General features: G+C 65.2%; 26 protein-coding genes. 10 read left to right on the top strand and 16 right to left on the bottom strand.

Annotated features, from left to right (window positions below):
• The 11 genes from JQK15_RS06195 to JQK15_RS06145 all read right to left on the bottom strand — a co-directional run bounded on the left by JQK15_RS06195 (position 1) and on the right by JQK15_RS06145 (position 9,939).
• Positions 1-333 (bottom strand): ArsR/SmtB family transcription factor, encoded by a 333-nt coding sequence (locus JQK15_RS06195; protein WP_214864240.1) that lies wholly within the window; start codon positions 331-333, stop codon positions 1-3.
• A complete protein-coding gene (locus JQK15_RS06190) occupies positions 320-775 on the bottom strand; it encodes an SRPBCC family protein (protein WP_161733912.1) in 456 nt (151 codons plus the stop codon). The genes JQK15_RS06195 and JQK15_RS06190 overlap by 14 nt, the downstream gene beginning before the upstream one ends.
• Positions 776-839: 64 nt before the next feature.
• Complete coding sequence (locus JQK15_RS06185; RefSeq protein WP_251007611.1) at positions 840-2,315, bottom strand: DUF4403 family protein; 1,476 nt, start codon at positions 2,313-2,315, stop codon at positions 840-842.
• 84 nt (positions 2,316-2,399) lie between these two features.
• On the bottom strand, positions 2,400-4,319 hold the full coding sequence (gene dxs / locus JQK15_RS06180; protein ID WP_037507026.1) for a 1-deoxy-D-xylulose-5-phosphate synthase: 1,920 nt from the start codon (positions 4,317-4,319) through the stop codon (positions 2,400-2,402).
• 10 nt (positions 4,320-4,329) lie between these two features.
• Positions 4,330-5,352, bottom strand: coding sequence for an AAA family ATPase (locus JQK15_RS06175; protein WP_214864235.1), 1,023 nt, complete (start codon positions 5,350-5,352; stop codon positions 4,330-4,332).
• The gene (pnuC, locus tag JQK15_RS06170; protein WP_214864233.1) at positions 5,349-5,918 is read right to left on the bottom strand and encodes a nicotinamide riboside transporter PnuC; all 570 of its coding nucleotides are present in this window, start codon (positions 5,916-5,918) and stop codon (positions 5,349-5,351) included. The genes JQK15_RS06175 and pnuC overlap by 4 nt, the downstream gene beginning before the upstream one ends.
• A gap of 10 nt (positions 5,919-5,928) precedes the next feature.
• Complete coding sequence (locus tag JQK15_RS06165; RefSeq protein WP_017499240.1) at positions 5,929-6,396, bottom strand: Fur family transcriptional regulator; 468 nt, start codon at positions 6,394-6,396, stop codon at positions 5,929-5,931.
• A gap of 44 nt (positions 6,397-6,440) precedes the next feature.
• Positions 6,441-6,770 carry a DUF423 domain-containing protein gene (locus tag JQK15_RS06160; protein ID WP_125987811.1) on the bottom strand — a complete coding sequence of 110 codons (330 nt, stop codon included), beginning with the start codon at positions 6,768-6,770 and terminating at the stop codon, positions 6,441-6,443.
• The gene (locus JQK15_RS06155) at positions 6,767-8,569 is read right to left on the bottom strand and encodes a cation:proton antiporter domain-containing protein (protein WP_214864231.1); all 1,803 of its coding nucleotides are present in this window, start codon (positions 8,567-8,569) and stop codon (positions 6,767-6,769) included. Before JQK15_RS06155 ends, JQK15_RS06160 begins: the two co-directional genes overlap by 4 nt.
• Positions 8,569-8,991: an iron-sulfur cluster assembly scaffold protein gene (locus JQK15_RS06150; protein WP_214864229.1), complete on the bottom strand. Its 423-nt coding sequence runs from the start codon at positions 8,989-8,991 to the stop codon at positions 8,569-8,571. The genes JQK15_RS06155 and JQK15_RS06150 overlap by 1 nt, the downstream gene beginning before the upstream one ends.
• A gap of 51 nt (positions 8,992-9,042) precedes the next feature.
• Positions 9,043-9,939: a LysR family transcriptional regulator gene (locus tag JQK15_RS06145; protein ID WP_004212385.1), complete on the bottom strand. Its 897-nt coding sequence runs from the start codon at positions 9,937-9,939 to the stop codon at positions 9,043-9,045.
• A gap of 99 nt (positions 9,940-10,038) precedes the next feature.
• Here JQK15_RS06145 and JQK15_RS06140 point away from each other — a divergent pair, with 99 nt between their 5' ends.
• The 3 genes from JQK15_RS06140 to JQK15_RS06130 all read left to right on the top strand — a co-directional run bounded on the left by JQK15_RS06140 (position 10,039) and on the right by JQK15_RS06130 (position 12,750).
• On the top strand, positions 10,039-11,025 hold the full coding sequence (locus tag JQK15_RS06140; RefSeq protein WP_214864227.1) for an aldo/keto reductase: 987 nt from the start codon (positions 10,039-10,041) through the stop codon (positions 11,023-11,025).
• Positions 11,026-11,122: 97 nt separating this feature from the next.
• Positions 11,123-11,578 (top strand): YaiI/YqxD family protein, encoded by a 456-nt coding sequence (locus JQK15_RS06135; protein ID WP_214864225.1) that lies wholly within the window; start codon positions 11,123-11,125, stop codon positions 11,576-11,578.
• The gene (locus JQK15_RS06130) at positions 11,578-12,750 is read left to right on the top strand and encodes a BaiN/RdsA family NAD(P)/FAD-dependent oxidoreductase (RefSeq protein ID WP_214864223.1); all 1,173 of its coding nucleotides are present in this window, start codon (positions 11,578-11,580) and stop codon (positions 12,748-12,750) included. The genes JQK15_RS06135 and JQK15_RS06130 overlap by 1 nt, the downstream gene beginning before the upstream one ends.
• A 164-nt stretch (positions 12,751-12,914) precedes the next feature.
• On the opposite strand, the gene JQK15_RS06125 is transcribed toward JQK15_RS06130, so the two are convergent.
• Together JQK15_RS06125 and JQK15_RS06120 are read right to left on the bottom strand one after the other, a co-directional pair.
• Positions 12,915-14,633: an ATP-binding protein gene (locus JQK15_RS06125; RefSeq protein WP_214864221.1), complete on the bottom strand. Its 1,719-nt coding sequence runs from the start codon at positions 14,631-14,633 to the stop codon at positions 12,915-12,917.
• Positions 14,634-14,804: 171 nt separating this feature from the next.
• On the bottom strand, positions 14,805-16,880 hold the full coding sequence (locus tag JQK15_RS06120) for a transglycosylase domain-containing protein (RefSeq protein ID WP_214864219.1): 2,076 nt from the start codon (positions 16,878-16,880) through the stop codon (positions 14,805-14,807).
• A gap of 107 nt (positions 16,881-16,987) precedes the next feature.
• Between JQK15_RS06120 and JQK15_RS06115 the strand changes: the two genes are divergently transcribed.
• Positions 16,988-17,197, top strand: coding sequence for a hypothetical protein (locus JQK15_RS06115; RefSeq protein ID WP_004212393.1), 210 nt, complete (start codon positions 16,988-16,990; stop codon positions 17,195-17,197).
• Here the strand turns inward: JQK15_RS06115 and JQK15_RS06110 are convergent.
• A complete protein-coding gene (locus tag JQK15_RS06110) occupies positions 17,194-18,513 on the bottom strand; it encodes an MFS transporter (RefSeq protein ID WP_136187142.1) in 1,320 nt (439 codons plus the stop codon). The genes JQK15_RS06115 and JQK15_RS06110 overlap by 4 nt on opposite strands.
• 131 nt (positions 18,514-18,644) lie before the next feature.
• On the opposite strand from JQK15_RS06110, the gene pgsA reads away from it, so the two are divergent.
• Genes pgsA through JQK15_RS06095 form a run of 3 tightly spaced genes read left to right on the top strand, consistent with a single transcriptional unit; the run spans position 18,645 to position 19,914 of the window.
• Complete coding sequence (gene pgsA / locus JQK15_RS06105) at positions 18,645-19,208, top strand: CDP-diacylglycerol--glycerol-3-phosphate 3-phosphatidyltransferase (RefSeq protein WP_004212395.1); 564 nt, start codon at positions 18,645-18,647, stop codon at positions 19,206-19,208.
• A 5-nt stretch (positions 19,209-19,213) separates the two neighbouring features.
• Positions 19,214-19,474, top strand: a complete 261-nt coding sequence (gene moaD, locus JQK15_RS06100) for a molybdopterin converting factor subunit 1 (RefSeq protein WP_214864217.1) — start codon at positions 19,214-19,216, stop codon at positions 19,472-19,474.
• Complete coding sequence (locus tag JQK15_RS06095; protein ID WP_214864215.1) at positions 19,471-19,914, top strand: molybdenum cofactor biosynthesis protein MoaE; 444 nt, start codon at positions 19,471-19,473, stop codon at positions 19,912-19,914. Before moaD ends, JQK15_RS06095 begins: the two co-directional genes overlap by 4 nt.
• A gap of 4 nt (positions 19,915-19,918) precedes the next feature.
• Here JQK15_RS06095 and JQK15_RS06090 read toward each other — a convergent pair whose 3' ends face one another.
• Both JQK15_RS06090 and JQK15_RS06085 read right to left on the bottom strand, forming a co-directional pair.
• Positions 19,919-20,848: a hydrogen peroxide-inducible genes activator gene (locus JQK15_RS06090; protein WP_004212401.1), complete on the bottom strand. Its 930-nt coding sequence runs from the start codon at positions 20,846-20,848 to the stop codon at positions 19,919-19,921.
• Between the two features lie 39 nt (positions 20,849-20,887).
• Positions 20,888-21,661, bottom strand: coding sequence for a sulfite exporter TauE/SafE family protein (locus JQK15_RS06085; protein ID WP_004212403.1), 774 nt, complete (start codon positions 21,659-21,661; stop codon positions 20,888-20,890).
• A 188-nt stretch (positions 21,662-21,849) separates the two neighbouring features.
• Here JQK15_RS06085 and epsC point away from each other — a divergent pair, with 188 nt between their 5' ends.
• The 3 genes from epsC (at position 21,850) to JQK15_RS06070 (ending at position 24,578) form a co-directional block, all read left to right on the top strand.
• The gene (gene epsC, locus JQK15_RS06080) at positions 21,850-22,566 is read left to right on the top strand and encodes a serine O-acetyltransferase EpsC (RefSeq protein WP_097382942.1); all 717 of its coding nucleotides are present in this window, start codon (positions 21,850-21,852) and stop codon (positions 22,564-22,566) included.
• Positions 22,566-22,913 (top strand): DUF2794 domain-containing protein, encoded by a 348-nt coding sequence (locus JQK15_RS06075; RefSeq protein WP_069338373.1) that lies wholly within the window; start codon positions 22,566-22,568, stop codon positions 22,911-22,913. The genes epsC and JQK15_RS06075 overlap by 1 nt, the downstream gene beginning before the upstream one ends.
• Positions 22,914-23,234: 321 nt before the next feature.
• Complete coding sequence (locus tag JQK15_RS06070) at positions 23,235-24,578, top strand: UDP-glucose dehydrogenase family protein (protein WP_004212408.1); 1,344 nt, start codon at positions 23,235-23,237, stop codon at positions 24,576-24,578.
• Positions 24,579-24,872 lie beyond the last annotated feature (294 nt).

Here is a 24,872-nt window from a genome sequence, read left to right as displayed (position 1 = left end):
CTATGCGGCAGGGGGCGTCTGATCGTCCCCTTCCGCAAAGGCCTTGAGCCGGGCGAGCGTGCCATCCCATTGCGCGCCGACTCGGCCGAGCCAGTCCTGCGCCGCCGCAACCGCCTCCCGGCGCAGCGCGAAATGCACTTCCCGCCCCTGCTTGCGCCTGCGCACCAGTCCGGCACCGTGCAGCACATCCAGATGCTTGGCCACCGCCTGACGGCTGATCGGCAGGCCTTCGCCCAGTTGCACGATCGACCGGCCATTGCCGTCGCCCAGCCGCGCGATGAGCCCCAGGCGCGTGGGATCACCCAGTGCCGCGAAAATCTCAGCCGGTGACATGGTCGCGGATATTCTTCACCTGTTCCGCCCAGCCGCCGTCATTGTCGCGCATGACATTGGTGCGGCGCGGTTCGGGCACCGCATCGAACCCGCTTTCGGTGACGGTCAGGCGGGTGCCGCCGTCGATCGGTTCCAGCACGAACTCCACCAGCGTCCATTCGGGGACCGGCACGCCGCTCTCCATCAGCGCCTTGTCGCCGCCGGTCGCAGGCCATTCATAGGCAAAACGGGTCATCGGTTCGATCGCCACGACCCGCGCTTCCCAGCGATAATCCTCATAGCCCGGATAGGTCATATGCCCGGTCGAAGGCTGGCCGATGGCAAAGGGCTGGTCGAGCGCGACGCGGAACCAGGTGCCGAATTGCGCATGGTCGGTCAGGGCGTCCCATACCCGCTCTACCGGCGCGGCGATGTCGATCGTCTTGATGATGCTGTCGGTCATGATAGGCAACCTCCTGATTGCCTATATGCGCCTCATGCCAGAAATATGCAACTATATAGTTGCTCTATAGCGGCCCGCCAGCGTAGCGGATCGAGGCCCGGCCGGTCGCCCGCACGGGCAGATACAAGCCCTGACCATGGGCGCTGATTTGGCCGATTTCCGTGCTGTCCAAATTGGTGCGGATGCGGAAATGCGGGGTTTTGCGCTCGCCGATGGCGCGCCGGATCTTGCCCTTCAACTCCTCCAGATCATGGGTGAAATTCTGGCTGAGCGCGCCAGCGATGGCGGCGGAAAAGGCGGGGCTTCCCGCCAGCGCGATCAGGATGTCGCCGCCGATCCCGTCGCTGGTGCCGGTCACCTGCAGATCCTCGAAATGGACCAGTGCCGAATTGGGCTGGTTGACCGGGCGGGCGGTCAGCCAGACGGTGCCATGGGTATCGCCCAGCTTGCCGCTTGCCGGACGCGCCGCGAGCGTGACGCCCACGGCAATGCGGTTGCCCGTCGTGCCATAGGCGGTCAGCCCGTCGAAGCGCGCGATGATAGGGCCCAGCTTGGGCAATTCGAACGGGCACGCGGCGCGCTTATGCAGGGCACGCAGGATGACCGGCTCCAGCTGCGCATAATCGGCCCGCACCGGCAGGAAGAAATGCAGCGCGTCGTCGATCGGCGCACGCGCGGGAGATGGCAGTCCGGTCGGCTGCGGATCGACCGGCCGGTCACCGACCACGGTTTCGGTCAGCGCCTCGATGCCGAGCCGGAAGCGCAGTTGGGCGCCGCTGTTACCATAGCCGTCGAACAGGAAGCGTTGCGGGGTGATGCGCATCCATACCGGCGGATTATGGTCGTTGAGCGAAAGGCTGGTAAAGGCTGCGCGCCATAGGCGCTCGATCTTGCTGCGCAGGTCGAGCTTGGCCAGTTCGCGCGGCAATTGCCGTTCGAGGTCGCGGATGACCGGTGCGATCTTGCGATCCACCTTGTCGGCAAAGGTGATGCGTTGGCCCAGAAAGTCGATGCCGGGCGTCTGGGTCCAGTCATAGCTGAGCTTCAGCGTGCCATGGGGGCGCCACTGGTCATCGATGCCGAGCTGAATCCGGGCATGGGCCATGGCGTCGCCGGTGGCGGTCTCGCCCTTCAGCAATCCCGCAATGTCACGCGCGCTGACCTGCGCATGGATCGGGATGTCGGCGATCAGGTCGCGCCCATTGCCGCGCAGGCGGATCGGCCCGCGCGTGACCGCGCCGATGATGTGGCAGTCGATCGGCGGCGTCACCCTGATCTGCTTGCCGAACAATTTGACCCGCTTGGGCTGGACGCAGCGCGTGCCTGGCCGGTCGATCCGCCAAAGCTGTCGCGGCATGGCGCGTTCGATCGCCTGGGCAATCAGGGCGCGGTCGATTTCCACCGGAACGCTGATGATGGAAGATGCGCTGGTCGCCGGCACGGGATCATTGGCGCGCGGCGGCGGCTCCACCGCCGGTTTCTGCGAACAGGCGGCGAGCAGCGGCAGGAGCAGCAGCCAGCGATGATGTCGACCCGGCAATGCTCTGCCCAACCGCCTTCTCCCGGACATGGTCCAGCGGAAGGCAGGCTAGGGCAGTTGGGTGAGGAGGTCCAGCGCGGACCTTCAGGCCCGCGCTTCCTCCACGCCGGCGCTGTTGTGGCGCAGCGCCGTCAGCACCGTGTCGACGATCGCATCGGCATCCAGCCGCGCGTCGGCATATTGCTGTTCGGGCTTGTCCTGATCCTGGAAGATGTCGGGCAGGCGCATGGTGCGGATCTTGAGGCCATTGTCGGTCAGGCCAAGATCGCTCGCCAGCGTCAGGACATGGGCGCCAAGGCCGCCGATCGACCCTTCCTCGATCGTCACCGCCACCTCATGGGTGGTCAGCATCCGGCGGATCAGCGCCTCGTCCAGCGGCTTGGCGAAGCGGAGATCGACGACGGATGCCGACAGGCCCTTGGCCTCCAGCGTGTCGGCGGCCTTCATCGCTTCTTCTAGTCGGGTGCCGAGCGACAGGATCGCGACCTGGCGCCCTTCGCGCACGACGCGGCCCTTGCCGATCTCCAGCGCTTCGGGAACCTCGGGCATGGCGACGCCGGTGCCGTTGCCGCGCGGATAGCGGACCGCGATCGGCCCGCTGTCATGCACGGCGCAGGTATGGACCATGTGCGTCAGCTCCGCCTCGTCGGCCGCAGCCATCACGACGAAATTCGGCAGGCTGGCGAGATAGGTGACGTCGAAGCTGCCGGCATGGGTGGAGCCGTCGGCGCCGACCAGGCCGGCGCGGTCGATGGCGAAGCGCACGGGCAGGTTCTGGATCGCGACATCATGCACCACCTGGTCATAGGCGCGCTGCAGGAAGGTGGAGTAAATGGCGCAGAAGGGGCGCATGCCCTCCGCAGCGAGGCCCGCCGCGAAGGTCACGGCATGCTGTTCGGCGATGCCGACGTCGAAGATGCGGTCGGGGAAGGCCAGTTCGAACTTGTCGAGGCCCGTGCCCGACGGCATGGCGGCGGTTATCGCGCAGACGCGCGGATCGCGCTGCGCCTCGGCGATCAGCGCCTGAGCGAAGACATTGGTGTAGCTGGGCGGCCCCGGAGGGGCCTTCGCCTGGGTGCCGGTGATGACGTCGAACTTCTGCACGCCATGATATTTGTCGGCGGCCGCTTCGGCCGGGCCATAGCCCTTGCCCTTCTGGGTCACGACATGGATCAGGCACGGCCCTTCGGCCGCGTCGCGGACATTTTCCAGCACCGGGATCAGATGCTCGAGATTATGGCCGTCGATCGGGCCGACATAATAGAAGCCCAGTTCCTCGAACAGAGTGCCGCCGGTCGCCATGCCGCGGGCAAACTCGTCGGTCTTCTTGGCCGCCTTGTGCAGCGGGCGGGGCAGCTTGCGCGCCAGCTTCTTGGCCATGTCGCGCAGGCCCAGAAACTCGCGGCTCGACACGAGCCGGGCGAGATAGGCGGACAGGCCACCGACCGGGGGCGCGATCGACATGTCATTGTCGTTGAGGATGACGACCAGACGGTTGCCGGCCTCGCGCGCATTGTTCATCGCCTCATAGGCCATGCCGGCCGACATGGCGCCGTCGCCGATCACGGCGATGCCCTTGCCGGGCTTGTCCTGCATCTTGTTGGCGACGGCAAAGCCGAGCGCCGCGCTGATCGAGGTCGAGCTGTGCGCCGCGCCGAACGGGTCATATTCGGATTCGGCGCGCTTGGTGAAGCCGCTGAGGCCGCCGCCCTGGCGCAGGGTGCGGATGCGATCGCGCCGGCCGGTCAATATCTTGTGCGGATAGCATTGATGGCCCACGTCCCAGACCAGCTTGTCGTTGGGCGTGTCGAACACATAATGGATGGCGGTGGTCAGTTCCACGACACCCAGGCCCGACCCCAGATGGCCGCCGGTCACGCCGACGGCGGCGATGGTTTCGGCGCGCAGTTCATCGGCCAGCTGGCGGAGCTGGTCGGGCTGCAGCTTGCGCAGGTCGGCGGGGATCTTGACGGTGTCGAGCAACGGCGTGGACGGATTGGACATGGGGAACTGCCTACTCGCTTTCCTGCGCCAAGTCGAACCCTGACGTCATGCAGGGGGGCGCCAAATCTTCAATCAGGGAAACGGCGCGGGTGAAACGGCTGTCCCAATCCCCGCCGACCGAAGCCCAGTTAACGCCGCTGTCGATCAGCACGTTCCGGCTGATATCGGCAAATCGCGCCCGCACCGGATCGTCGCCATAGATACGCGTGCCATCGTCGATCCAGGCGACATCGGGTTCCAGCAGTAGATAGAGGTCGGCCTTCGGGTAGGCGAGCAGCGCGTCGGGCGCATGGCCGATCATCATCTCGGCCCAGGCCGCCGTCATCAGCGCGTCGGTGTCGGCAAACAGGCGACGGTTCGCCAGCCGCTGGCCGGCGGCAATCGTCGCGGACTGGGCGGCACCGATCAGCAGCAGGTCGGCCTCGTCCATATCGACACTGTGAACTTCAGCCTGGGCGCGGCCATATTCGGGCACCCAGATCGTGTCGAAATGCCGGGCGAGCCGTTCGGCCAGCACCGACTTGCCGGTGCTTTCGACGCCATGCAGCACGATCGTCCGGGTGAAATGCGCGCGGACCGGCGGCGCGATCCAGCGCCACTGATCCCAGGGATCGGCACGCACGGCGCTGGCGGACAGGCCGCCCAGTCCGTCCTGGTCCGCGCCCAGGATGCGGGCACCCAGCGGCACGAAGCGGCCGCCGACTTCCTGCGCCAGCCGCAGCCCATAGGCTTCGCCGGCGAACAGCAGGTCGATCGGCTCGGGATGGGCCTGCGCCACGATGGCCCGCCAGATCGGCCAGAAGTCGGCGGAGTCTTCAGGCGCCTGCGGCACGACCGCATCATGGCCGATGACCCGGCACCCCGGCGCCAGTTCGCGCATCCATTGCAGCCGCAGCGGGCCGGGGATCGGATCGTCGGGCAGCGAGCAGACTAGGATGGTGAGTTCATCCACCATCGCCCGCGCGCTGTCGATCAGCATCTGATGGCCGGCATGGGGCGGCATGAACTTGCCGAGCAGGAAACCGCGGGTCATGCCGCTGCCTGGTCCATCGTGCGGCGCCAGGCGATCAGGCCCCATAGCGCGATGAAGAAGAAGATGGCGTAGAGGATCGACGTCGCGATCAGGCCGCGGCTCCAGAACAGGCCGGTGGCGAGGGCATCGACCGCCACCCACAGCACCCAGCTTTCGACCTTGCGCTGCGACTGCAATATCTGTGCGGCGACGCTCATGCCGGCGATCATGGCGTCGGCAAAGGGCGCGGCGGCGTCGGTGAAGCGGGCCATGCCCATGCCCCAGGCCAGGCTGGCGAGCGCTGTGCCCCCGATCCAGGCGAGGCGGGCCGGCGTGCCGAGGCGCACCACCGCGATGCCGCCGTCGGCGACCTTCTCGCTATGCACCCAGTTCCACCAGCCATAGGCATTGATCACCAGGAAGAAGATTTGCAGCAGTGCGTCGCTGTAGAGCTTCGCCTCGAAGAAGACGAAGAAATAGAGCGCGACCATGACGATGCCGAACGGATAGTTCCACAGCGAACGGCGCGCCACCAGCGCGACATTGACCAGGCCGAGCGCCGCTGCGACCCATTCGATGATGGTCATGAACCGCCCGTCAGTGGCAGGCGCTACAGGTGCCGCGCACCTCGATCACTGGACGCACCGGCGCGAATCCGGCCTTTTCCGCCACCGACCGCAGCGATCCGGTGATGGGATCATTGTCGATATGCGTCACCTGGCCGCAGCTGTCGCAGACCAGGAAGATACAGTCATGATGGCAACCGGGATGGGCGTTGGCGATATAGGCGTTCGCGCTTTCCACCCGCATCGCGATATTGTTCGCCACGAACAGGTCGAGGATGCGGTAGACGCTGTTGGGCGCGACCCGCTTGCCGCGCGCCTTGGACACAGTGTCGGCGATATCATAGGCCGATGCCGGCTTTTCTTCGGCCGCCAGTGCGTCGAAGATGGCGGCGCGCATCGGCGTCCACTGCTCATCCTTCGCCTCCAGCGTAGCCTGCGCCGCGTCGGCCAGCTTCTTGCCGGTGGGTTCCTGATGATGATGGTGGGAATGATCTGCCATGGCGATTATCTAGGCGTGTCCAACTGCGGCGGCAAGTGGCTGGCTCAGCCGCGCTGCCAATAGGCAATGGCCGCCCAGAGCCAGCCGCCGATCATCATCGCGCCGCCGATCGGCGTCACCGCGCCCAGCCAGCGCGGGCAGCCCAGCGCCATGGCATAGAGGCTGACGGCAAAGATCGCCGCGCCGATCAGCAGCAACAGGGCGCCGCCGCGCGTGATGCCCATGATCGTCAGGACCGCGACGGCATGGATCAGCTGATAGAGTCCGCCGGTGCGCAGCCACTCCGCCGCCTGCGGGCTGGCGGCGCCATGGGCGCCAAAGGCACCGGCAGCAATGGCAAGCGCTGCCGACAGGGCGGCCAGAATGGCGATCATGCTTCTTCTCCATCTCCGCGCGCGCGCAGGCGCATGCCCCGGCCGGGGCGGTACATCAGGTCCTTGGCCGCCAGCAAATTTCCATGCTCGATCTGCAGGGCGAGCCGCTGGCCGTCATTCTCGCGATATTGGCGTTCGACTTCCTCGACCTCTTCCGGCGGCACGCCCAGCGTCTGCATCGCCTGGACGCCCATGCAGATGGCCGATTCGAACACTTCCCGCACCACGCCGGCCAGTTCGATATCCTGCATCGCCAGGATCTGGCGACGATCGAACACGCGCGCCATCAGCGCGGCCTGGGGGAAGGCTTCGGCAATGGGCTGCAGCACACGGCCATCCAGCGAAGGATCGTCGATGCAGAAGGCGATCAGCCGGGCTTCGTCGGCACCGGCGCGGCGGAGCAGGTCGATCCGCGTGCCATCGCCATAATAGACCTTCATGTCGAAGCGGCTCGACACCTCGATCTGGGCAGGCTTCTTGTCGATCAGCACCACGCCGAAGCCATGGCCCATCAGCATCTGGGCCACGGTCTGGCCGAACCGGCCATAGCCCACGATGATGGCGCTGCCGCGCGGCGCATCCTCCGGCCCCGGCAGGTCGTCGCGATCCTTGGGCTGGGCGAATTCGAAGCGGCGGGCAAACAGCATCAGGAAGGGCGTGGTCGCCATCGAGAAGGTGACGATCGCGCTGAACAGGCTCGCCGCCTGCGGTGCGATCAGATAGGCATTCTGCGCCTGGGCGAACAGGACGAAGCCGAATTCACCGCCTTGGGAGAGTAGCAGGCCGGCGCTCAGCGCCTGTTGCCAGGCCATGCCGAACAGCCGGGCGAGCAGGGCGATGATCGCGGTCTTGGCGGCCACCAGCATCGCCGCCATGCCGATGACGAACAGGGGATTGGCGGCGACGGCGCGCAGGTCCAGCACCATGCCGACGGCGAGGAAGAAGAGGCCGAGCAGGATGGAGCGGAAGGGTTCGACATCGGACTCGATTTCGTGCCGATAGGGCGAGTCGGCCAGCATCACGCCGGCGACGAAGGCGCCTAGCGCGGTCGAGAGATGCAGGCTGTGCATTACCGACGCGGCGGCCAGCACGGTGAACAGCCCCACCGCGACGAACAATTCGCGCTCGCCCTGCCGACCGACCAGGTTGAGCAACGGCCGCAGGATGAAGCGGCCGGCCAGCACCAGCCCGGCGATCGCGGCGACAGTATAGCCGGCCAGCACCCATCCGGGCGGGCCGCCCGCGTCGGCCGGATTGCGGGACAGGGCGGCGACGATGGTGATCAGCGGAACGATCGAGAGATCCTGGAACAGCAGGATCGAGAAGACCTTCTCGCCAAAGGGCGAGTTGATGCGGCCGCTGCTCTTGAGGCTGGGCAGCACCTGTGCGGTCGAGGAGAGGGCGAGCGGCAGGCCAAGCGCGATCGCGGCGCCCCAGGTGAAGCCGGTCGAATAGAAGATGATGGCGATGAGGGCGAGGCCGCACAGAACGACCTGCGCCAGGCCGAGCGCGAAGATGTCGCGCTTCAGTCGCCACAGGCGCGCGGGATGGAGTTCGAGGCCGACGAGGAAAAGCAGCAGGACGATGCCGATTTCGGCAATGGCGAGTTTCGATTCCGCGCCGCCGACGAGACCCAGCCCTTGCGGGCCGACCAGCGCGCCGGCGACCAGATAGCCCAGCACCGCACCCAGGCCGAAGCGGCGGAACAGCAGGACGAAGGCCACGGCGACGCCGAGCAGGATCACGCCTTCGGACAGGAGGACGTCGGTGGCCGACATGGCGGTTTCGGTGACCGGCATCAGGCGTCCGCCATCCGCGCGGCTTCGGCGATCGCTTCGAAACCGAGCCGGATCGAGGGATGGCGCGCGGGATAGCCGCGGGCCGGCGCCAGCACCGCAAGGCCGGGCCAGAAATCGAGATCCTCGCTCTTGCCCGACAGATAGGCGGCCAGCTTGTCGCGTGCCTCTGCCAGTTCGTCCGCAGTGAGGCCGATCGCCTGCGCCGCCATCAGCGCGGCGGAGGCCTGGCCCAGGGCGCAGGCCTTCACGTCCAGGCCCATTTCGGCGAGCCTGCCGTCGGTCATGCGGACATCGGCGGTGATGCGCGAGCCGCAGGTCGGTGACCGCTTCTCCACGCTGGCCTGCGGATCGGCCAGCCGCTGGTGGTGCGGGATGCTCGCCGCGAGGCGAAGAATGTCGTTATTGTAGAGGGATGCGCTCATTATCCCTCCCTGTAGGACAGTTATCGCCGCGGGAGAAGGCGGCAAAATGGCCTAGGGGCCGCGATAGCGCAGCGCGTCGACCAAGATGCTGAACGCAGCGGCCGGCTGGCGGCGGCTGGGATAATAGAGATGATAGCCGGCAAAGGGCGGGCACCAGTCCTCCAGCACCGGGATCAGCCGGCCTTCGTCGATATCCGCGCGCACCTGATCCTCCATCACGAAGGCGAGGCCGAAGCCGGCGAGGGCGGCGCGGCGGATCATCTCGATGCTGTTGAACGCCAGTTGCCCCTCCACCCGCACCCGGATTTCATGGCCGTCCTTTTCCAGTTCCCAGGCGTAAAGGCCGCCGGCGCTGCGCAGGCGCAGATTGATGCAGTCATGCGCGGCCAGATCCTGCGGCGTGCGCGGCACCGGGCGGCTGGCGAAATAGGCGGGCGCGCCGACCACGATCATGCGCAGGTCCGGGCCGATGCGCACGGCGACCATATCCTTGGCGATCGCTTCGCCCAGCCGCACGCCGGCATCGAACCGCTCCTTGACGATGTCGACGAAACCGGAATCGATGCTTAATTCGACATGGATGTCGGGATAGCGCGGCAGCAGCCGTTGCAATGCTGGCCAGACGACCGTGTTGCTGGCATGTTCGGCGGCGGTGATGCGGATGGTGCCGGCCGGCCGTTCGCGCAGGTCACCGAGCGAAGCCAGTTCGGTCGCGATGCTGTCGAGTGCCGGGCGTAGCGTGGCGGACAGGCGATCGCCGGCCTCGGTCAGGGAGACGCTGCGGGTGGTGCGGGTGAGCAGGCGGACGCCCAGGCGCGTTTCCAGCCGCCTTATGGTATGGCTGAGCGCGGATTGCGACGTGCCGAGCAGCGCGGCCGCTCGGGTGAAATTGCCGGTGTCGGCGACCATCAGGAAGGCGTTGAGGTCGACCAGCTCTTCGCGCCGCATTCATGAACTCCAGATATAAAGTCTTGCCGCTTTTATGATCTAATCCGCCGCTTGGCGACAGCCTATCTTCCGTTCGGACATCAAATCGGAGTGACCGCTATGGAAAAGCGACTTTTGGGCAAGAGCGGGCTGGAGGTTTCGGCCATTGGCCTGGGCTGCATGGGCCTCAACTTCGGCTATGGCACAGCCGTCAGCCAGGATGAAGGGATCAAGCTGATCCGCGCAGCTGTCGACTTCGGTGTCACCTTCTTCGACACGGCGGAGGTCTATGGCCCCTATACCAACGAGGAAATGGTCGGCGCCGCGCTGGCGCCGGTGCGCGACCAGGTGGTGATCGCCACCAAGTTCGGCTTCGACATCGGCGCCGGTCTTGGTGCGCTCAATAGCCGGCCGGACAATATCCGCGCGGTGGCGGACGCCTCGCTCAAGCGGCTGGGCGTAGAGGTGATCGATCTTTTCTACCAGCATCGCGTCGATCCGGCCGTGCCGATCGAGGATGTCGCCGGCACGGTCAGGGATCTGATCGCCGAGGGCAAGGTCCGGCATTTCGGCCTGTCCGAACCGTCGGCTGCGACGGTCCGCCGCGCCCATGCGGTGCAGCCGGTCGCCGCGCTCCAGAATGAATATTCGCTCTGGACCCGTGGCCCGGAAACCAACGGCATCCTTGAAACCTGCGAGGAACTGGGCATCGGCTTCGTGCCCTACAGCCCGCTCGGCAAGGGCTTCCTGACCGGTGCAATCGGCAAGGATACGGCGCTGGCCGAAGGCGATTTCCGCAACAGCCTGCCGCGCTTTGCCGCCGAGGCGCGCGAGAAGAACCTGGCGCTGGTCGATCTGCTCAAGGGCATCGCGGCCGAGAAGGGCGCGACCCCGGCGCAGATCGCGATCGCCTGGCTGCTGGCGCAGAAGCCTTGGATTGTGCCCATCCCCGGCACCACCAAGCTCCATCGGCTGGAGGAAAATCTGGGCGCGGCCACGGTCGAACTGAGTGATGCCGACCTGACTCGGATCCGCGCGGCGGCCGATGCCATCCCGGTGGAGGGCGAGCGCTACCCGCCGCATCTGCTCGAAATCGTCGGGCGCTAACTACGGATGGGCCGGGGTGTTTCCCCGGCCCATTGCGCGTTGGTCCCTGTCCGCCTATCGCCGCCGCGAACGGCCGGAACGAAAGGATAGCGCGGCGATGCACATATTGGTCGATGCCGACGCCTGCCCGGTGAAGGAGGAAATCTACAAGGTTGCCTTCCGCCATGGCGTGCCGGTTACCATCGTGAGCAACAGCCCGATCCGCATTCCGGCGCATGAACTGATCGACCGTGTGGTGGTGAGCGACGGGTTCGACGCCGCCGACGACTGGATCGCCGAGCGTGCCGGCGCCGATACGCTCTGCATCACCGCCGATATCCTGCTTGCGGATCGCTGCCTGAAGGCCGGGGCCGGGGTGATCGCGCCCAATGGCAAGTCCTTCACTAGCGCCTCGATCGGCAGCGCGATCGCGGTGCGGGCGATCATGGCGGACCTGCGCGCCGGCGCCGTGGGCGATCCAGTCGGCGGCCCGCCGCCTTTCTCCAAGACGGATCGATCCCGCTTCCTGTCCGCGCTGGACGAGGCCATCGTGCGGATGAAGCGGGGGCGGTGATGGGCGATTATGACGCGATAATCCTGGGCGCCGGCGCCGCCGGCATGATGTGCGCAGCGACCGCCGGCCAGCGCGGCCGCCGGGTGTTGCTGACCGACCATGCCGATGCGCCGGGCAAGAAAATCCTGATCTCCGGCGGCGGCCGCTGCAATTTCACCAACATCCATACCGCTGCCGATCGCTATCTGTCGGCCAATCCGCATTTCGCCAAATCGGCACTGGGCCGCTACACGCCGCAGGATTTCCTTACCCTGATCGGCCGTTATGGCATCGCCTGGCATGAAAAGACGCTGGGACAGCTTTTCTGCGATGGATCGGCGAAACAGATCGTCGCCATGCTGGCAGAGGAGTGCGCGGCCGGCGGCGTGACCATGGCGCTGGGCCAGCCGGTGACGGATATCAGCCATGGCGATGGCCTGTTCCGCGTCAAGCTGGGCGATCGCATCGTGTCGGCGCCGTCTTTGGTACTGGCGACCGGTGGCCCGTCCATCCCGAAATTGGGCGCTACGGACTTCGCTTATGAGGTCGCGCGCCAGTTCGATCTCAAGGTGGTGCAGCCCCGTCCGGCGCTGGTGCCCTTCACCCTGGGGCCGGACGACGCGCTGTTCCAGTCGCTGTCGGGCGTCTCGGCCGAGGTGGAGGTTCGCTGGAACAAGACCCGGTTCCGCGAGGCGGCGCTCTTCACCCATCGCGGCCTCTCCGGCCCGGCGATGTTGCAGATTTCCTCCTATTGGGAACATCGCACGCCGATCCACGTCAATTTCCTGCCCGATCTCGGCGTGGACTGGTTGCTTGCCGAGAAGCGCAACCGCCCGCGCACCGGCCTGCGGCGCGTGCTGGTCGAGCGCTTCCCCGAGCGCATGGCGGATGCCCTGCTCGAACGGATCGGCGCCCAGGGCGACCTTGGCAATCTGCCCGACAAGACCTTGCGCCAGATTGGCGAGCGGCTGGCGGGCTGGCCTTTCATCCCCTCTGGCACCGAAGGCTATGCCAAGGCGGAGGTCACGGTCGGCGGCATCGCCACCGCCGGCCTGTCGTCGCGGACGATGGAAGCCGCAAAGGTGCCGGGCCTCTACGCCATTGGCGAGGCGGTCGATGTCACCGGCTGGCTCGGCGGCTATAATTTCCAATGGGCCTGGGCCAGCGGCTGGGCGGCCGGGCAGGCGCTCTAGGGGCAATCGACATTCGGCCCTGACGGCCTGCAAATGGCGGTTCTCCGCGCTTCCGGTGCTCACGTACTTTGAGTACGCTGCGTTGAAACGAGGCACGTGACTCGTTTCAAGGGTCACGGAAAACCACCATTTTCGTCACGTCATCATCTGAATGTCGATCGCCCCTAGGCGCGCCCCACCGTCTGGGCCTGCGCGGCTGCGATGCTGGCCTGAAGATGCTGGCGGCGGAAGGGCTTGGAAAGGCGCGGAATATCCGGTGCGATCAGGTCGACGCCTTCATAGCCGGATATGATGAGCAACGCGATCTCGGGATGGTCGACGCGCAGCCGCAGCGCCAGTTCGGCGCCGGTCATGCCGGGCATGATATGGTCGGTGACGACGATGTCGGGCCGGAAATCGGCGGCGATCATGCTGAGCCCCAGTTCGGCATTGTCGATGTCGACCACGTCATAGCCAAGGTCGGTCAGCATTTCCCGCGTGCCATGGCGGACCAGGGCATTGTCGTCGATCAGCAGCACCTTGCCTTGCGTTGCTGCGATCTCGCCGTCATCGCCATCCGCCACGACAGCCGCCGGCTTCTGCTTCTCGATCGGCAGCCAGAGCTGGATTTCCGTGCCCTGGCCCACTTCGCTGACGATTTCCAGCGCGCCGCCCAACTGACCGGCCAGACCATGGGCCATGGACAGGCCAAGGCCGGTGCCATGGCCGACCGGCTTGGTCGTGAAGAAGGGCTCGGTTGCGGACGCCTTGACCGCCGGGGTCATGCCGATGCCGGTGTCGGTGATGCGCAGGCAGACGAATTGGCCGGGGATCAGCGGCACGGGAAGGCGGCTCTTGCATCGTTCGGCGGAAATGATGACCTGCCCGCCGTTCGGCATGGCGTCGCGCGCGTTGACCACCAGGTTGAGGATGGCCAGTTCCAGCTGATGTCGATCGGCGCGCACCGGCGGCACGTTCGGCGCGGCATCGACATGGAGAATGATCTGCGGGCCGACCGTGCTGACCAGCAAGGTCTGCATATTCTCCAGCGTCTCGGAAAGATTGACCGATGTCGGTTGCAACGGTTGGCGACGGCCGAAGGCGAGCAGCCGCTTGACCAGCGTCTGCGCGGTTTCCGCCGCCTGCATCGCGATATTGGCGGTGCGGGCGACCGCTTCGGGGGATCGGCCGCCGGCGATGATCTGGTCCAGCCCGCCGATGATCGGCGTCAGCAGATTGTTGAAGTCGTGCGCGACATGCCCGGTCAACTGGCCCAGCACGTCCATCTTCTGGATTTGCCGCAGCTTGTCCTGCGCGCTTTCCAATTCGCTCGTGCGTTCGCGCACGCGCTGGTCCAGATGATCGTTCAGGGATTCGAGTGCGCTGAAGAGCCGGCCATTTTCGAGTGCGGTGGACGCGGCCCGTGCCAGCGCTTCGAGCAGCGAAATCTCGTTGTCGGTCGGCATCGCCGGTTCGGACCAATAGGCGCCCACGGCGGCGATCGGATCGACCCGGCCGATCGGCACCATGATCATGCTGCGGACGAAGGTCTGGCTATAGGCATCGACCGGCACCCGGACATCGTCGAATATGTCGGCGATGACCGCGGTTTCCTGGTTCAGCATTGCCCAGCCGGACACACAGGTTTCCGCCGGAAATCGTTGCCCGGCCCATAAAGGCGCCTTGGCGTCCTCGGCGATATAATGGCATTTATCGCCGTCGCGCAGCACGACCGCAATACCGTCTGCGCCCACTGCGCGGCGGGCGAAGGCGCGCAGGACGGCGACCACCGCATCCAGGGACCGCGCGCCGGCCAGGGCTTCCATGGCCTCGGCCGCTATGGTCCAGCGGGCCGCGAGCGCCTTCTGCGTCGAATGGTCTTCCCGGCCATATGCTCCATTCATCGTGTGACCTCTGAAGTGGAAGGGAATCGCACTATATCATCGATCGGACGGGCAGGGGAAATGGAGATTTGTCAGTAGGTTAAGACTAGGTATGATTACATAATATACGCAATTTTGCGGCCTGTTCGCGCGGGGCGCGGAGCCATGAAATGCGGGTTGTCGAAATCGCCGTCATGGCTGCGGCGGTTCATTTTCCTGTGGCTGGGTCGGCGCGATCCGCGGTGGGGGCACGCCCTGCGGCGGCAGCGGCAAGGGCTGGTCGGACGGAATGCGAAGCTGGTTGCCATCGATGGTGACGGTCATTCCGCCCTGATCCATGCCGACGCCGACATTGCCGATGCCGGTTTCGACACTGACATTGGCGATGGCGTTGACCAGGTCGGGATCCTGCTCTTCCTCGGGCACCTTCTCGACCGGCTCGTTGATCGCGCCAGCCATGAAATTGCGCCAAATACGTGCGGGCACACCGCCGCCGGCCGCGCCGCCAGGCAGCGGGGCATTGTCGTCATTGCCGATCCACACCGCCGTCACCAGGCCGCCGGCATAGCCGACGAAAATCGCGTCGCGACTATCCTGGGTCGTGCCGGTCTTGCCAAAGGTGCTGGTGCGCAGCGCTGCCGCGCTGCCGGTGCCGCGATTGGCGGCGGACGACAGGAGGTCGCGGATCATTTCGAGTTGGTCGTCGCTGAAATGACGCTGGCGCTTCATCAGCCGGTCGAACCAGCCCTGTTCCTCGGGCGGCAGGCCATGGGCGAGCACCGGATAGGCGCCGGCCGCCACCGACGCATAGGCCTCGGCCAGTTCCACCAGCGGGATCTCCGACGTGCCGAGCGCGAGGCTGAGATCTTCGGTCAACGGCGCGGTAACGCCCAGATCGCGGGCAACCTTGATGACATTGTCGACGCCGACCTTCTGGGTCAGGCGCACCGCTGCCACATTGCTCGACGCGGCAAAGGCCTGACGCAACGTGATGCGGCCGCGATATTTGCCGCCATGATTGGCCGGGCGATAGGTGCCGGTGGTGATCGGCGTATCCTCGATCATGTCGTCGGGCGTCATGCCGGCGCGGAACGCGGCGAGATAGACGAACAGCTTGAAGGTGGAGCCGGGCTGGCGCTTCGCCTGCACGGCGCGGTTGAAGCTGCTCTTCTCGTAATTCTTGCCGCCGATCATGGCGACGACGCTGCCGTCGGGCTTCATCGCCACCAACGCCACCTGCGCCCCGCCCAGCGGCGCGCGCCAGATCGCGGCTTCGGCGAGGCGCTGGATGCGCCAGTCGAGCGTCGTCTTCACCTCCTGCGCGCCATAGACGGCGCCCGCCCGGTCGCGCGCTTCGGGCAGCACCCAGTCGGCAAAATAGGTGCCGCTGGTGGCATCCGGGGACTCGCGCACATCAAGGCGGGCCGGGGCGAGCTGATCGCGCTGGGCCTTGCTGATATAGCCGGCCTCGACCATCGCCTGCGTCACCAGTGCGGCGCGAGCACTCGCGCCCTTCAAGTTGCTGGTCGGCGCGAGGCGCGAGGGCGCCTTCAGCAGGCCGGCCAGCATCGCGGCCTGGGATATGGTCAGCCGTTCGGGCTGACGATCGAAATAATGGAGCGAGGCGGCGCGCAGGCCATAGACATTGTCGCCGAAATAGACGTTCGAGAGGTAGCGTTCGAGGATCTGGTCCTTGGTCAGCCAGGCCTCCAGCCAGAAGGCGATCAGCGCTTCGCGCGCCTTGCGGCCCATGGTCCGGTCGCTGGACAGGAATACGCCCTTGGCCAGCTGCTGGGTGATGGTGCTGCCGCCCTGCGACGATCCGTCGGACCAGATATTGTGCCACATGGCGCGGGCGATGCCGCGCGGATCGACACCCCAATGGTCATAGAAGCGACGATCCTCGATCGCCATGAAGGCCTGGGGCACATGGGCGGGCAGCTTGGCCACCTCCACCGGCTTGTCGATGATGGCGCCGCGCCGCGCGACCAGATGGCCGTCGGCCGACATCAGGCTGATGCTGGGCGGGGCAATGGGCTGCAGTGAGCGCGACATCGGCGCCGTCACCGCCAGCCAGGCGATGATCAGCATCAACAGGGCCAGACCCGCCGCCACGATCCAGCCGAAAATCTGCAGCCGCCGCTTCCACGGGGTGGGCGGGGCAAAGGCGCTGGGCGGGCCGGCGCCGAACGGGCGCGCTTCGTCAGCGGCCGGGGCAGGCGTGCCGGTAGGGGCGGGGTTGGGCAATTCGGTCATCGGCACGGCCATGCTGTATTATGTTGTTGATACGGTCAAGTCTGTCCCGCGACGGGACATCCCGGATTTTACGAAATTTGCCATGGAACTAATGGTAAATATCGCGTTAACCAATCCTTATGAGAAACCGAGTCCTCGTCCTCACCAACGAAGCCGCCCGGCACCCCTTTCGGCAGCGGCTGCCCCGTCACATCTTCCAGCTGACGGACGATGCGTCGTCGCAGGCGCGTCGCCGCCGCGATGTGGCCGTCTCCGACGACAATGACTGGAAGCTGTTCGTGCTGAGCTTCTCGGCCTTCTTCACGGCGTTCTACAGCTTCATCTTCTAAAGTTCGCTGCTGCAGGCCGGGCCGTCACAGGCCTTGTGCAGCCGCCAGGCAAGCCAGGCGCAGGGCAGGCACATCGCCGCCACCAGCAGCAGCTGATAGACCACCTCCAGGCCGGCCAGGGTCAGGCCGATCGCGATCAGCGATCCGACCACCATGGCGCCGGAATTGACGATATTGTTGGCCGCAACGGTGCGCGCCGCTTCGCACTTCTCGACCGTGGTCGTGAGGAAGGCGTAGAGCGGCACCACGAACATGCCGCCAAAGGTCGCCACGCCGAGCAGGCAGAGCGACAGCGGGATCGCCATCGGATGGGCGAGGAAGCCGGCGAGCGGCAGCATCTGGCCACCGGGCGCCGGCGTCCACAGGTCGCACACCACATGGAAGGCGATGATGCAGCAGCCCATGCCGATCACCGACGCGGGCGCATATTTGGCCGAGACATGGCCGGCGAGCAGCCGGTTGATCGCGATCGATCCGATCGCGATGCCGATCGAGAATATCGCCAGGAACAGGCTGGCAACCGACTTGTCGGCGGTCAGGACATTCTTCACCAGCGGCGGGAACTGGATGAACAGCACCGACCCAACGGCCCAGAAGAAGCTGATCGACATGATCGCCAGATAGAGGCGCGGAATGTGCATCGTGCCCCGCACCAGCGCGACCGAGGATCGGATGACGTGGAAGTCGATCGGCTGCTTGGCGAGCAGCGACGGGGCGGGCGGCACGGCCCGGCTGGCAAAATAGCCGATGAAGGCGGTCACCACCACGCCGATGGCCGCAGCCTCGATCGGGATGATGCCGGCCAGGATGGTGCCGGCCAGGATCGCGATATAGGTGCCGGCCTCCACCAGTCCGGTACCGCCCAGAACCTCGTCATCGTGCAGATGCTGGGGCAGGATCGCATATTTGATCGGGCCGAAGAAGGTGGAGTGGATGCCCATCGCGAACAGCGCGGCGAGCAGCAGCGGGATCGCCAGGATATGGACGGCGATGCCGCTCCAGATCAGCGCCAGGCCGGTCGCGCCGACCGTCATGATGACGATTTCAGCTGCCTTCACCCAGCGGATGATGACCGCCTTGTCGCGCTGATCGGCCAATTGGCCCGACAGGGCGGACAGCAGGAAGAAGGGGATGATGAAGATTCCGGTGGCCAGCGCACTGAACCAGGTTTCGGACCGCTCGTCATTATAGACCTGATACACCACGAACAGCACCATGGCGTTCTTGAACAGGTTATCATTGAAGGCGCCGAGAAGCTGGGTGATGAAAAGCGGCAGAAAACGGCGCTTTTTGAGGAGCCTGAGTGAGGCTTGCATGAGTGCGTTTGGCTTTTCGCTGTGGACGACCGGGGGGCGGTCTAGCCGCTGCAGGCGGGCCTGTCCAATTTCCTGTTCACTTCTTGCTGCCTTCGCTTGTGCCCGATGCGTGACTGTGGCAGGTCGCCCTGATGCTGACGCTGCCCAATTTGCTGACGCTTTCGCGCATCATCACCGTGCCCTTGCTGGTGGCCCTGTTGTGGCCCGGCGAGATGGGCGCGCGTTGGACCACGGGCTATGGCTTGGCCTTCGGTCTCTACTGCCTGATGGGCATCACCGATTATTTCGACGGCTACCTGGCCCGTGCGCAGGGTGCGGTGTCGAAGCTCGGCGTGTTCCTTGATCCGATCGCGGACAAGATCATGGTCGGCGCGGTCATCCTGATGCTCGCCGCGACGCGGGACATCGCCGGCATCCATATCGCAGCCGCGATGATCATCCTGCTGCGCGAGATCGCCGTGTCGGGGCTGCGGGAATTTCTGGCCGGCCTTCAGGTGTCGGTCCCGGTGTCGCGCCTGGCCAAGTGGAAAACCACGTTCCAGTTGATTGCGCTGGGCGCCCTGATCCTGGCCGGCGCCGTGCCGCAATTCCCCTTCGTGCAGAGCGTCGGCATCCTGACGCTGTGGGCCGCCGCGATCCTGACGCTGATTACCGGCTGGGATTATCTGCGCGTCGGCATCAAGCATATGGACTGACCGGCATGGCCGCTGTGACCCTCGTCTATTTTGCTTGGGTGCGCGAAGCCATTGGCCGCGATGAGGAGCGGGTCGAACTGGCTTCGCCGGATGAGACCATAGCGGAACTCGTGGCGCGACTGGCGGCGCGGGGTGGTGGCTATGCCGAGGCGCTGGCCGATCCCGATCGATTGCGCGCGGCGCTGGACCAGCAGTTTGTCGGTTTCGATCAGGCAATCGGCACGGCGCGGGAACTGGCGCTGTTCCCGCCGGTCACGGGTGGATGAAACGGGTCGCCATCCAGGCGGATGATTTCGATATTTCGGCCGAACTTGCCGCGCTCGAAGCGCTGGGCGGCGGCGGGGTGGCCAGTTTCACCGGTATCGTCCGCGGCGAAGAGGGGCTGGTGGCGCTGGAACTGGAACATTATCCGGCGATGACGCAGCGCCAGGCCGAACGGATCGCGGATGAGGCGATGGCGCGCTGGCCGCTGCTGGGGCTGTCGATCATCCATCGCCATGGTCGGTTGCTGCCGGGCGAGCGGATCGTTTTCGTCGGTACGGCGTCACGGCATCGCGCGGCGGCGCTGGAAAGCTGCGCCTTCCTGATCGACTGGCTGAAATCGCGCGCACCCTTCTGGAAGAAGGCGCATTATGCCGATGGCGCAGGCGCCTGGGTCGCGCCCCGCGCCGAGGATGAGGCCAAGGCGCAGGGCTGGGATCGCTGATCGATCAGGCGGCGTTGGCGCGGATTGCGGGATGGTCCGCCGCGTCGCGCAATATCTCGGCGAGCAGATGGAATTCCTTTTCGCGTGGGCTGTTCTTGCGCCAGACCAAGGCAATGTCGCGCCAGGCATGATCGGACTGCAGCGGGCGCGCGGTAATGTTGGTATGTTCCAATATGCCGCCGGCCAGCGCCATTTCCGGCAGCATGGTGACGCCCAGGCCATTGTCGACCATCTGGATAAGCGTGTGGAGCGAGGTGCCCATCATCGTCGCGCTGGCGCGCAGGTCGGGGCGATTGCAGGCCGCCAGCGCATGGTCCTTCAGGCAATGCCCGTCCTCCAGCAGCAGCAGCTTGTTCTCGTCGATCATGTCCGGCTTGATCCAGTCCGGCGGATTGGTCGGATCGTCGCGCGGGAAGGCGACATAGAGCGGATCCTGGAACAATATCTCGCTGTCCAGTTCGCCGGTCGGATAGGGCAGGGCCATCAGCACGCAGTCGACATTGCCATGGCGCAGCGAATCGATCGCCGCCTGGGTCGTTTCCTCGCGCAGATAGAGTTTCAATTCCGGTCGGTCGGCGCGCAGGCGGGGCAGCAGGCGCGGCAGCAGGAAGGGCGCGATCGTCGGGATGACGCTCATCCGCAATTCACCGGTCAGCGGCTTGCCCGACGCCTCGGCGATCGCGGCAAGCTCCTCCGCCTCGCGCAGGACGCGGTGCGCCTTTTCGACGATGCGATCGCCCAGCGCCGTGAAGCGCACGACGCGCCGGGTCCGCTCGACCAGCGTGACGCCGATCAGGGATTCCAGTTCGCGGATGCCGGCCGACAGGGTGGACTGGGTCACATAGCAGCTGTCGGCCGCCTTGCCGAAATGGCCATGTTCCTTCAGCGCAACCAGATATTGCAGCTGTTTGAGCGTGGGCATGTAGTTCGACATTTATCGGATTCCTGAATTAGAAATCCGAATATAAGCGAATTATCCGATATAACCAAGATATTTGGCGATGCCGAAGGCGGAGGTTAGGGTCAGAATGATGCCGACGGCCACGAACAGCACCTTGGGCGCGACATGGCGGGCCAGCATGGCGCCAAAGGGGGCTGCCACCACGCCGCCGATCAACAGGCCGATTGTGTAGGTGGTGAAGCTTTCCCAGCCCAGATGGAACAGGAAGGTCAGGCTGATCGACAGGGTCAGGATGAATTCGACGCTGTTGACCGTGCCGATGGTGTGGCGCGGGCTCGATCCCTGGATCAGCAGGTTGGACGTCACGACCGGCCCCCAGCCGCCGCCGCCCGACGCGTCCATGAAGCCGCCGACCAGGCCTAGCGGTGCAACCCATTTGGGGCTCTTGCTGTGCGGGGGGAAATGGAAGCCGCGCCAGATCAGGTAGATGCCGATCGCTGCCAGATAGAATTGGACGAAGGGCTTGATGATCGCGCCGTCGATATTGGAGAGCAGATAGGCGCCGGCCACGCCACCGATCACGCCGGGAATGACGAGCCGGGCGAACAGGCCCCAGTCGACATTGCGGTGCAGGATATGGCTGATCGCGGACACACCGGTGGTGAAGGTTTCGGCGGCATGGACGCTGGCGGACGCACGGCTGGGCGGCACGCCCATGGCCAGCAGCAGGGTGCTGGAAATCACGCCATAGGCCATGCCAAGGGCGCCATCGATAATCTGCGCGCCGAAGCCGATTAGGATGAAGGGCAGTATTTCGCCAAAATGGGCGATAAATGTGTCGATCATCCAACCACCTTCGTTCTAATTGTCTACCTCAATGATTGGTATATCTTGAGGCGCCAAGCAAGTTTCTGTTTTGGGCCGGGAAGGCGAATTAGGGCGCGCTCTGGAAAAATTGCCGCTTAATCTCTATGTTGCTGGCAACAGGGTAAAAGGGGCGCGCCAGCAGGGCGGGTCCGTTCAGGGACGTTTCGATGCTGCGTAATCTCATCGCCTATCTGGATTCGGTCAAGTCGCGCGACCCTGCGCCGCGATCGCGGGCGGAAATCCTGCTCTATCCCGGTATCTGGTCGCTGGCCTTCCATCGCGTGGCGCATCGTCTCTATCGGGCGCGGCTCTATTTCCTGGCGCGGGCAGTCAATCATCTGTCGCGCTTCCTGACCGGCAATGACATCCATCCGGGCGCGAAGATCGGCAAGCGCTTCTTCATCGACCATGGCTTCACCGTGATCGGCGAAACGGCGGAGATTGGCGACGACGTCACCCTCTATCAGAATGTGACGCTGGGCGGGACGGATCCCGCTAACGGGATCGCCGGAAAGCGCCATCCGACGCTGGAGAATGGCGTGATCGTGGGATCGGGCGCGCAGGTGCTGGGGCCGGTCCGTGTCGGCGCCCGTGCCCGTGTCGGCGCCAATGCGGTGGTCACCAAGGATGTGGCGGAGGCCGCGACCATGGTCGGCATTCCCGCGCGCGCGATGCTGGTCGATGTCACCGCCTATCAGCGCGACTTCCTGCCCTATGGCACGCCCTGCTCCGATTGCTTCGATCCGGAAAAGCAGAAGCTGGAATTGCTGCAGTGCGAAGTGGAGCAGTTGCAGAAGCGGCTGGCCGAGTTGCTGGCGCAGAAGCAGACGCCCGAACTGCCTGCCGATGACGTCGCCCTGTTCAAGGAGCGTGGCCGGGCCTGATGTCCAATGTGACGCCGTTCCCAGCACCCAACGGCCAGCAACAGGGGCAGGTCGGGTTCGATCGCCTGGAATTGCAGAGGATCATGGATCTCTATGGCCGAATGGTCGCCGCCGGACATTGGCGCGACTATGCCATGGACCTGGGGCGCGAGGCGGCGATTTTCTCCGCTTTTCGGCGCTCTGCCGAGCGTCCTGAATATCGGATCGAGAAGCGGCCGGCGTTGCGCAATCGCCAGGGCATGTGGACGCTGGTGGGGGAAGCGGGTCATGTGCTGAAGCGCGGGCAGGAGTTGCAGGGCATATTGGCGCCTGTCGAACGCAAATTGATGCGCATCGTCGAGGATTGACCCGCAGATCCGGTTAATTGCGCCCGCGCGCTGCGGCAGTTCGGCGCATTTTCCATTCGCCCCACGTCCACATGTGCCCGCGTAGCGCCAAGTCGCGTTGCAACAGCGTCATGACCCGACTTATGCTGCATCGCGTCAACAGGTGGCTGGTTCCACTGACGCGGCAACTGTCCGAACAGGCCGGGGGCTTCGATCTTTGTCAGGGCGAGAGGTGCGCGCATCCGGATTTTTCGGAGCGCTCTGTCGCGTCCTGTCCGGATCGGGGCGATCGGTTGCGGGCATATTGTCGATTAGCTTGCACATTGGACAAGGAGAATTGTCATGCGGATCGTGATGACCGGATCTGGTTATGTTGGTCTGGTATCGGGCGCCTGCCTCGCGGATTTCGGCCACGAAATCATCTGCGTCGACAAGGATGAGCGCAAGATCGCCAAGTTGCGCGAAGGCGGCGTGCCGATCTATGAGCCGGGCCTGGCCGATCTCATCGCGCGCAACGTCAAGGCGGGCCGGTTGAGCTTCACGACCGATCTGGCAACGTCCGTGGCAGACGCCGATGTCGTCTTCATTGCGGTCGGTACGCCGGCGCGTCGGGGCGATGGCCATGCCGACCTCAGCTATGTCTATGATGCCGCGCGCGAGATCGCCGGGGCGCTCAAGGGCTTTACCGTTGTGGTTACGAAGTCGACCGTGCCGGTCGGCACTGGCGACGAGGTCGAACGGATCATCCGCGAAACCAATCCCGACGCCCAGTTTGCGGTCGCCTCCAATCCCGAATTCCTGCGCGAGGGCGCCGCGATTGAGGATTTCAAGCGCCCGGATCGCATCGTCGTCGGCATCGAGGACGAGCGCGCACGCCCGGTGATGGAAGAGGTCTATCGCCCGCTCTATCTCAACCAGGCGCCGCTGCTGTTCACCGGTCGTCGCACCAGCGAACTGATCAAATATGCCGCCAATGCCTTCCTGGCGATGAAGATCACCTATATCAACGAGATGGCCGAACTGTGCGAACGGGTCGGCGCGGATGTGCAGCAGGTGGCGCGCGGCATTGGCCTGGATAACCGGATCGGTTCGAAATTCCTGCATGCCGGACCCGGCTATGGCGGCTCCTGCTTCCCCAAGGATACGTTGGCGCTGGTCAAGACGGCGGAAGATTCCGGCGCGCCCATTCGCCTGATCGAAACCACCGTCGCGATCAACGAAAGCCGCAAGCGTGCCATGGCGCGCAAGGTGATCGGTGTATGCAACGGATCGGTGCGGGGCAAGACGATCGCGGTGCTGGGCCTGACCTTCAAGCCCAATACCGACGATATGCGTGATGCCCCGTCGCTGTCGATCATCCAGGCACTGCAGGACGGCGGTGCGCAGATCCGCGCCTTCGACCCCGAAGGGATCGAGGCGGCCCAGCCGCTGCTGCAGAATGTCGATTTCTTCCACGATCCCTATGCGGCGGCGCAGGGAGCCTCGGCCGTCGTACTGGTCACCGAATGGGATGCGCTGCGCGCGCTCGACCTGTCGCGCCTGCGCGGCGTGATGGCTGGCAATGGCCTGGTCGACCTGCGCAACATCTATCGGCCCGAAGTCGCTGAAGCGGCTGGATTTATCTATGACAGCGTTGGCCGTGGCATGGCGCCGGAGCCCGAAATGCTGGTTGAAGCTGCCGAGTAAAAGTTCCTCGCCTCGTCGCAAAAATGGCTGATTTGCGACGAGGCGAGCTTGCCTGGAAGCATTTGTTAACCCTCGTGGCGGACCCTTTAGGGACACCAAAACGGGGGTTGCATTATGCGCAGCAAATCGGCCGGCTCCATGATCGGAGCCGGAGCAATCATTACGTCTGTCTTCGCGGCAGGCGCCGCCACGATCCTGTCGGGCGGAACCAGTACGACCAGCAGCTCATCGACCAGCACGGCCGATAGCGGCACGGTCACCATCTCCAGCAGCAGTGCGAGCAGTGCGACGACC

This window comes from Sphingobium sp. BHU LFT2, assembly GCF_018604485.1.
GTDB classification, from domain to species: Bacteria; Pseudomonadota; Alphaproteobacteria; order Sphingomonadales; family Sphingomonadaceae; genus Sphingobium; species Sphingobium yanoikuyae_A.
This window is presented reverse-complemented; position numbering and strand designations above follow the sequence as displayed.

Bases quoted from the DNA above. Each gene is read 5' to 3' on its own strand.
- JQK15_RS06110 (WP_136187142.1), bottom strand. From the start codon at position 18,513: ATGCAAGCCTCACTCAGGCTCCTCAAAAAGCGCCGTTTTCTGCCGCTT.
- JQK15_RS06150 (WP_214864229.1), bottom strand. From the start codon at position 8,991: ATGAGCGCATCCCTCTACAATAACGACATTCTTCGCCTCGCGGCGAGC.
- JQK15_RS06085 (WP_004212403.1), bottom strand. From the start codon at position 21,661: ATGATCGACACATTTATCGCCCATTTTGGCGAAATACTGCCCTTCATC.
- JQK15_RS06095 (WP_214864215.1), top strand. From the start codon at position 19,471: ATGAAACGGGTCGCCATCCAGGCGGATGATTTCGATATTTCGGCCGAA.
- JQK15_RS06115 (WP_004212393.1), top strand. From the start codon at position 16,988: ATGAGAAACCGAGTCCTCGTCCTCACCAACGAAGCCGCCCGGCACCCC.
- pgsA (WP_004212395.1), top strand. From the start codon at position 18,645: ATGCTGACGCTGCCCAATTTGCTGACGCTTTCGCGCATCATCACCGTG.
- JQK15_RS06130 (WP_214864223.1), top strand. From the start codon at position 11,578: ATGGGCGATTATGACGCGATAATCCTGGGCGCCGGCGCCGCCGGCATG.
- JQK15_RS06145 (WP_004212385.1), bottom strand. From the start codon at position 9,939: ATGCGGCGCGAAGAGCTGGTCGACCTCAACGCCTTCCTGATGGTCGCC.
- moaD (WP_214864217.1), top strand. From the start codon at position 19,214: ATGGCCGCTGTGACCCTCGTCTATTTTGCTTGGGTGCGCGAAGCCATT.
- dxs (WP_037507026.1), bottom strand. From the start codon at position 4,319: ATGTCCAATCCGTCCACGCCGTTGCTCGACACCGTCAAGATCCCCGCC.
- pnuC (WP_214864233.1), bottom strand. From the start codon at position 5,918: ATGACCATCATCGAATGGGTCGCAGCGGCGCTCGGCCTGGTCAATGTC.
- epsC (WP_097382942.1), top strand. From the start codon at position 21,850: ATGCTGCGTAATCTCATCGCCTATCTGGATTCGGTCAAGTCGCGCGAC.
- JQK15_RS06090 (WP_004212401.1), bottom strand. From the start codon at position 20,848: ATGTCGAACTACATGCCCACGCTCAAACAGCTGCAATATCTGGTTGCG.
- JQK15_RS06160 (WP_125987811.1), bottom strand. From the start codon at position 6,770: ATGATCGCCATTCTGGCCGCCCTGTCGGCAGCGCTTGCCATTGCTGCC.
- JQK15_RS06070 (WP_004212408.1), top strand. From the start codon at position 23,235: ATGCGGATCGTGATGACCGGATCTGGTTATGTTGGTCTGGTATCGGGC.
- JQK15_RS06165 (WP_017499240.1), bottom strand. From the start codon at position 6,396: ATGGCAGATCATTCCCACCATCATCATCAGGAACCCACCGGCAAGAAG.
- JQK15_RS06155 (WP_214864231.1), bottom strand. From the start codon at position 8,569: ATGCCGGTCACCGAAACCGCCATGTCGGCCACCGACGTCCTCCTGTCC.
- JQK15_RS06190 (WP_161733912.1), bottom strand. From the start codon at position 775: ATGACCGACAGCATCATCAAGACGATCGACATCGCCGCGCCGGTAGAG.
- JQK15_RS06135 (WP_214864225.1), top strand. From the start codon at position 11,123: ATGCACATATTGGTCGATGCCGACGCCTGCCCGGTGAAGGAGGAAATC.
- JQK15_RS06195 (WP_214864240.1), bottom strand. From the start codon at position 333: ATGTCACCGGCTGAGATTTTCGCGGCACTGGGTGATCCCACGCGCCTG.
- JQK15_RS06075 (WP_069338373.1), top strand. From the start codon at position 22,566: ATGTCCAATGTGACGCCGTTCCCAGCACCCAACGGCCAGCAACAGGGG.
- JQK15_RS06125 (WP_214864221.1), bottom strand. From the start codon at position 14,633: ATGAATGGAGCATATGGCCGGGAAGACCATTCGACGCAGAAGGCGCTC.
- JQK15_RS06175 (WP_214864235.1), bottom strand. From the start codon at position 5,352: ATGACCCGCGGTTTCCTGCTCGGCAAGTTCATGCCGCCCCATGCCGGC.
- JQK15_RS06120 (WP_214864219.1), bottom strand. From the start codon at position 16,880: ATGGCCGTGCCGATGACCGAATTGCCCAACCCCGCCCCTACCGGCACG.
- JQK15_RS06140 (WP_214864227.1), top strand. From the start codon at position 10,039: ATGGAAAAGCGACTTTTGGGCAAGAGCGGGCTGGAGGTTTCGGCCATT.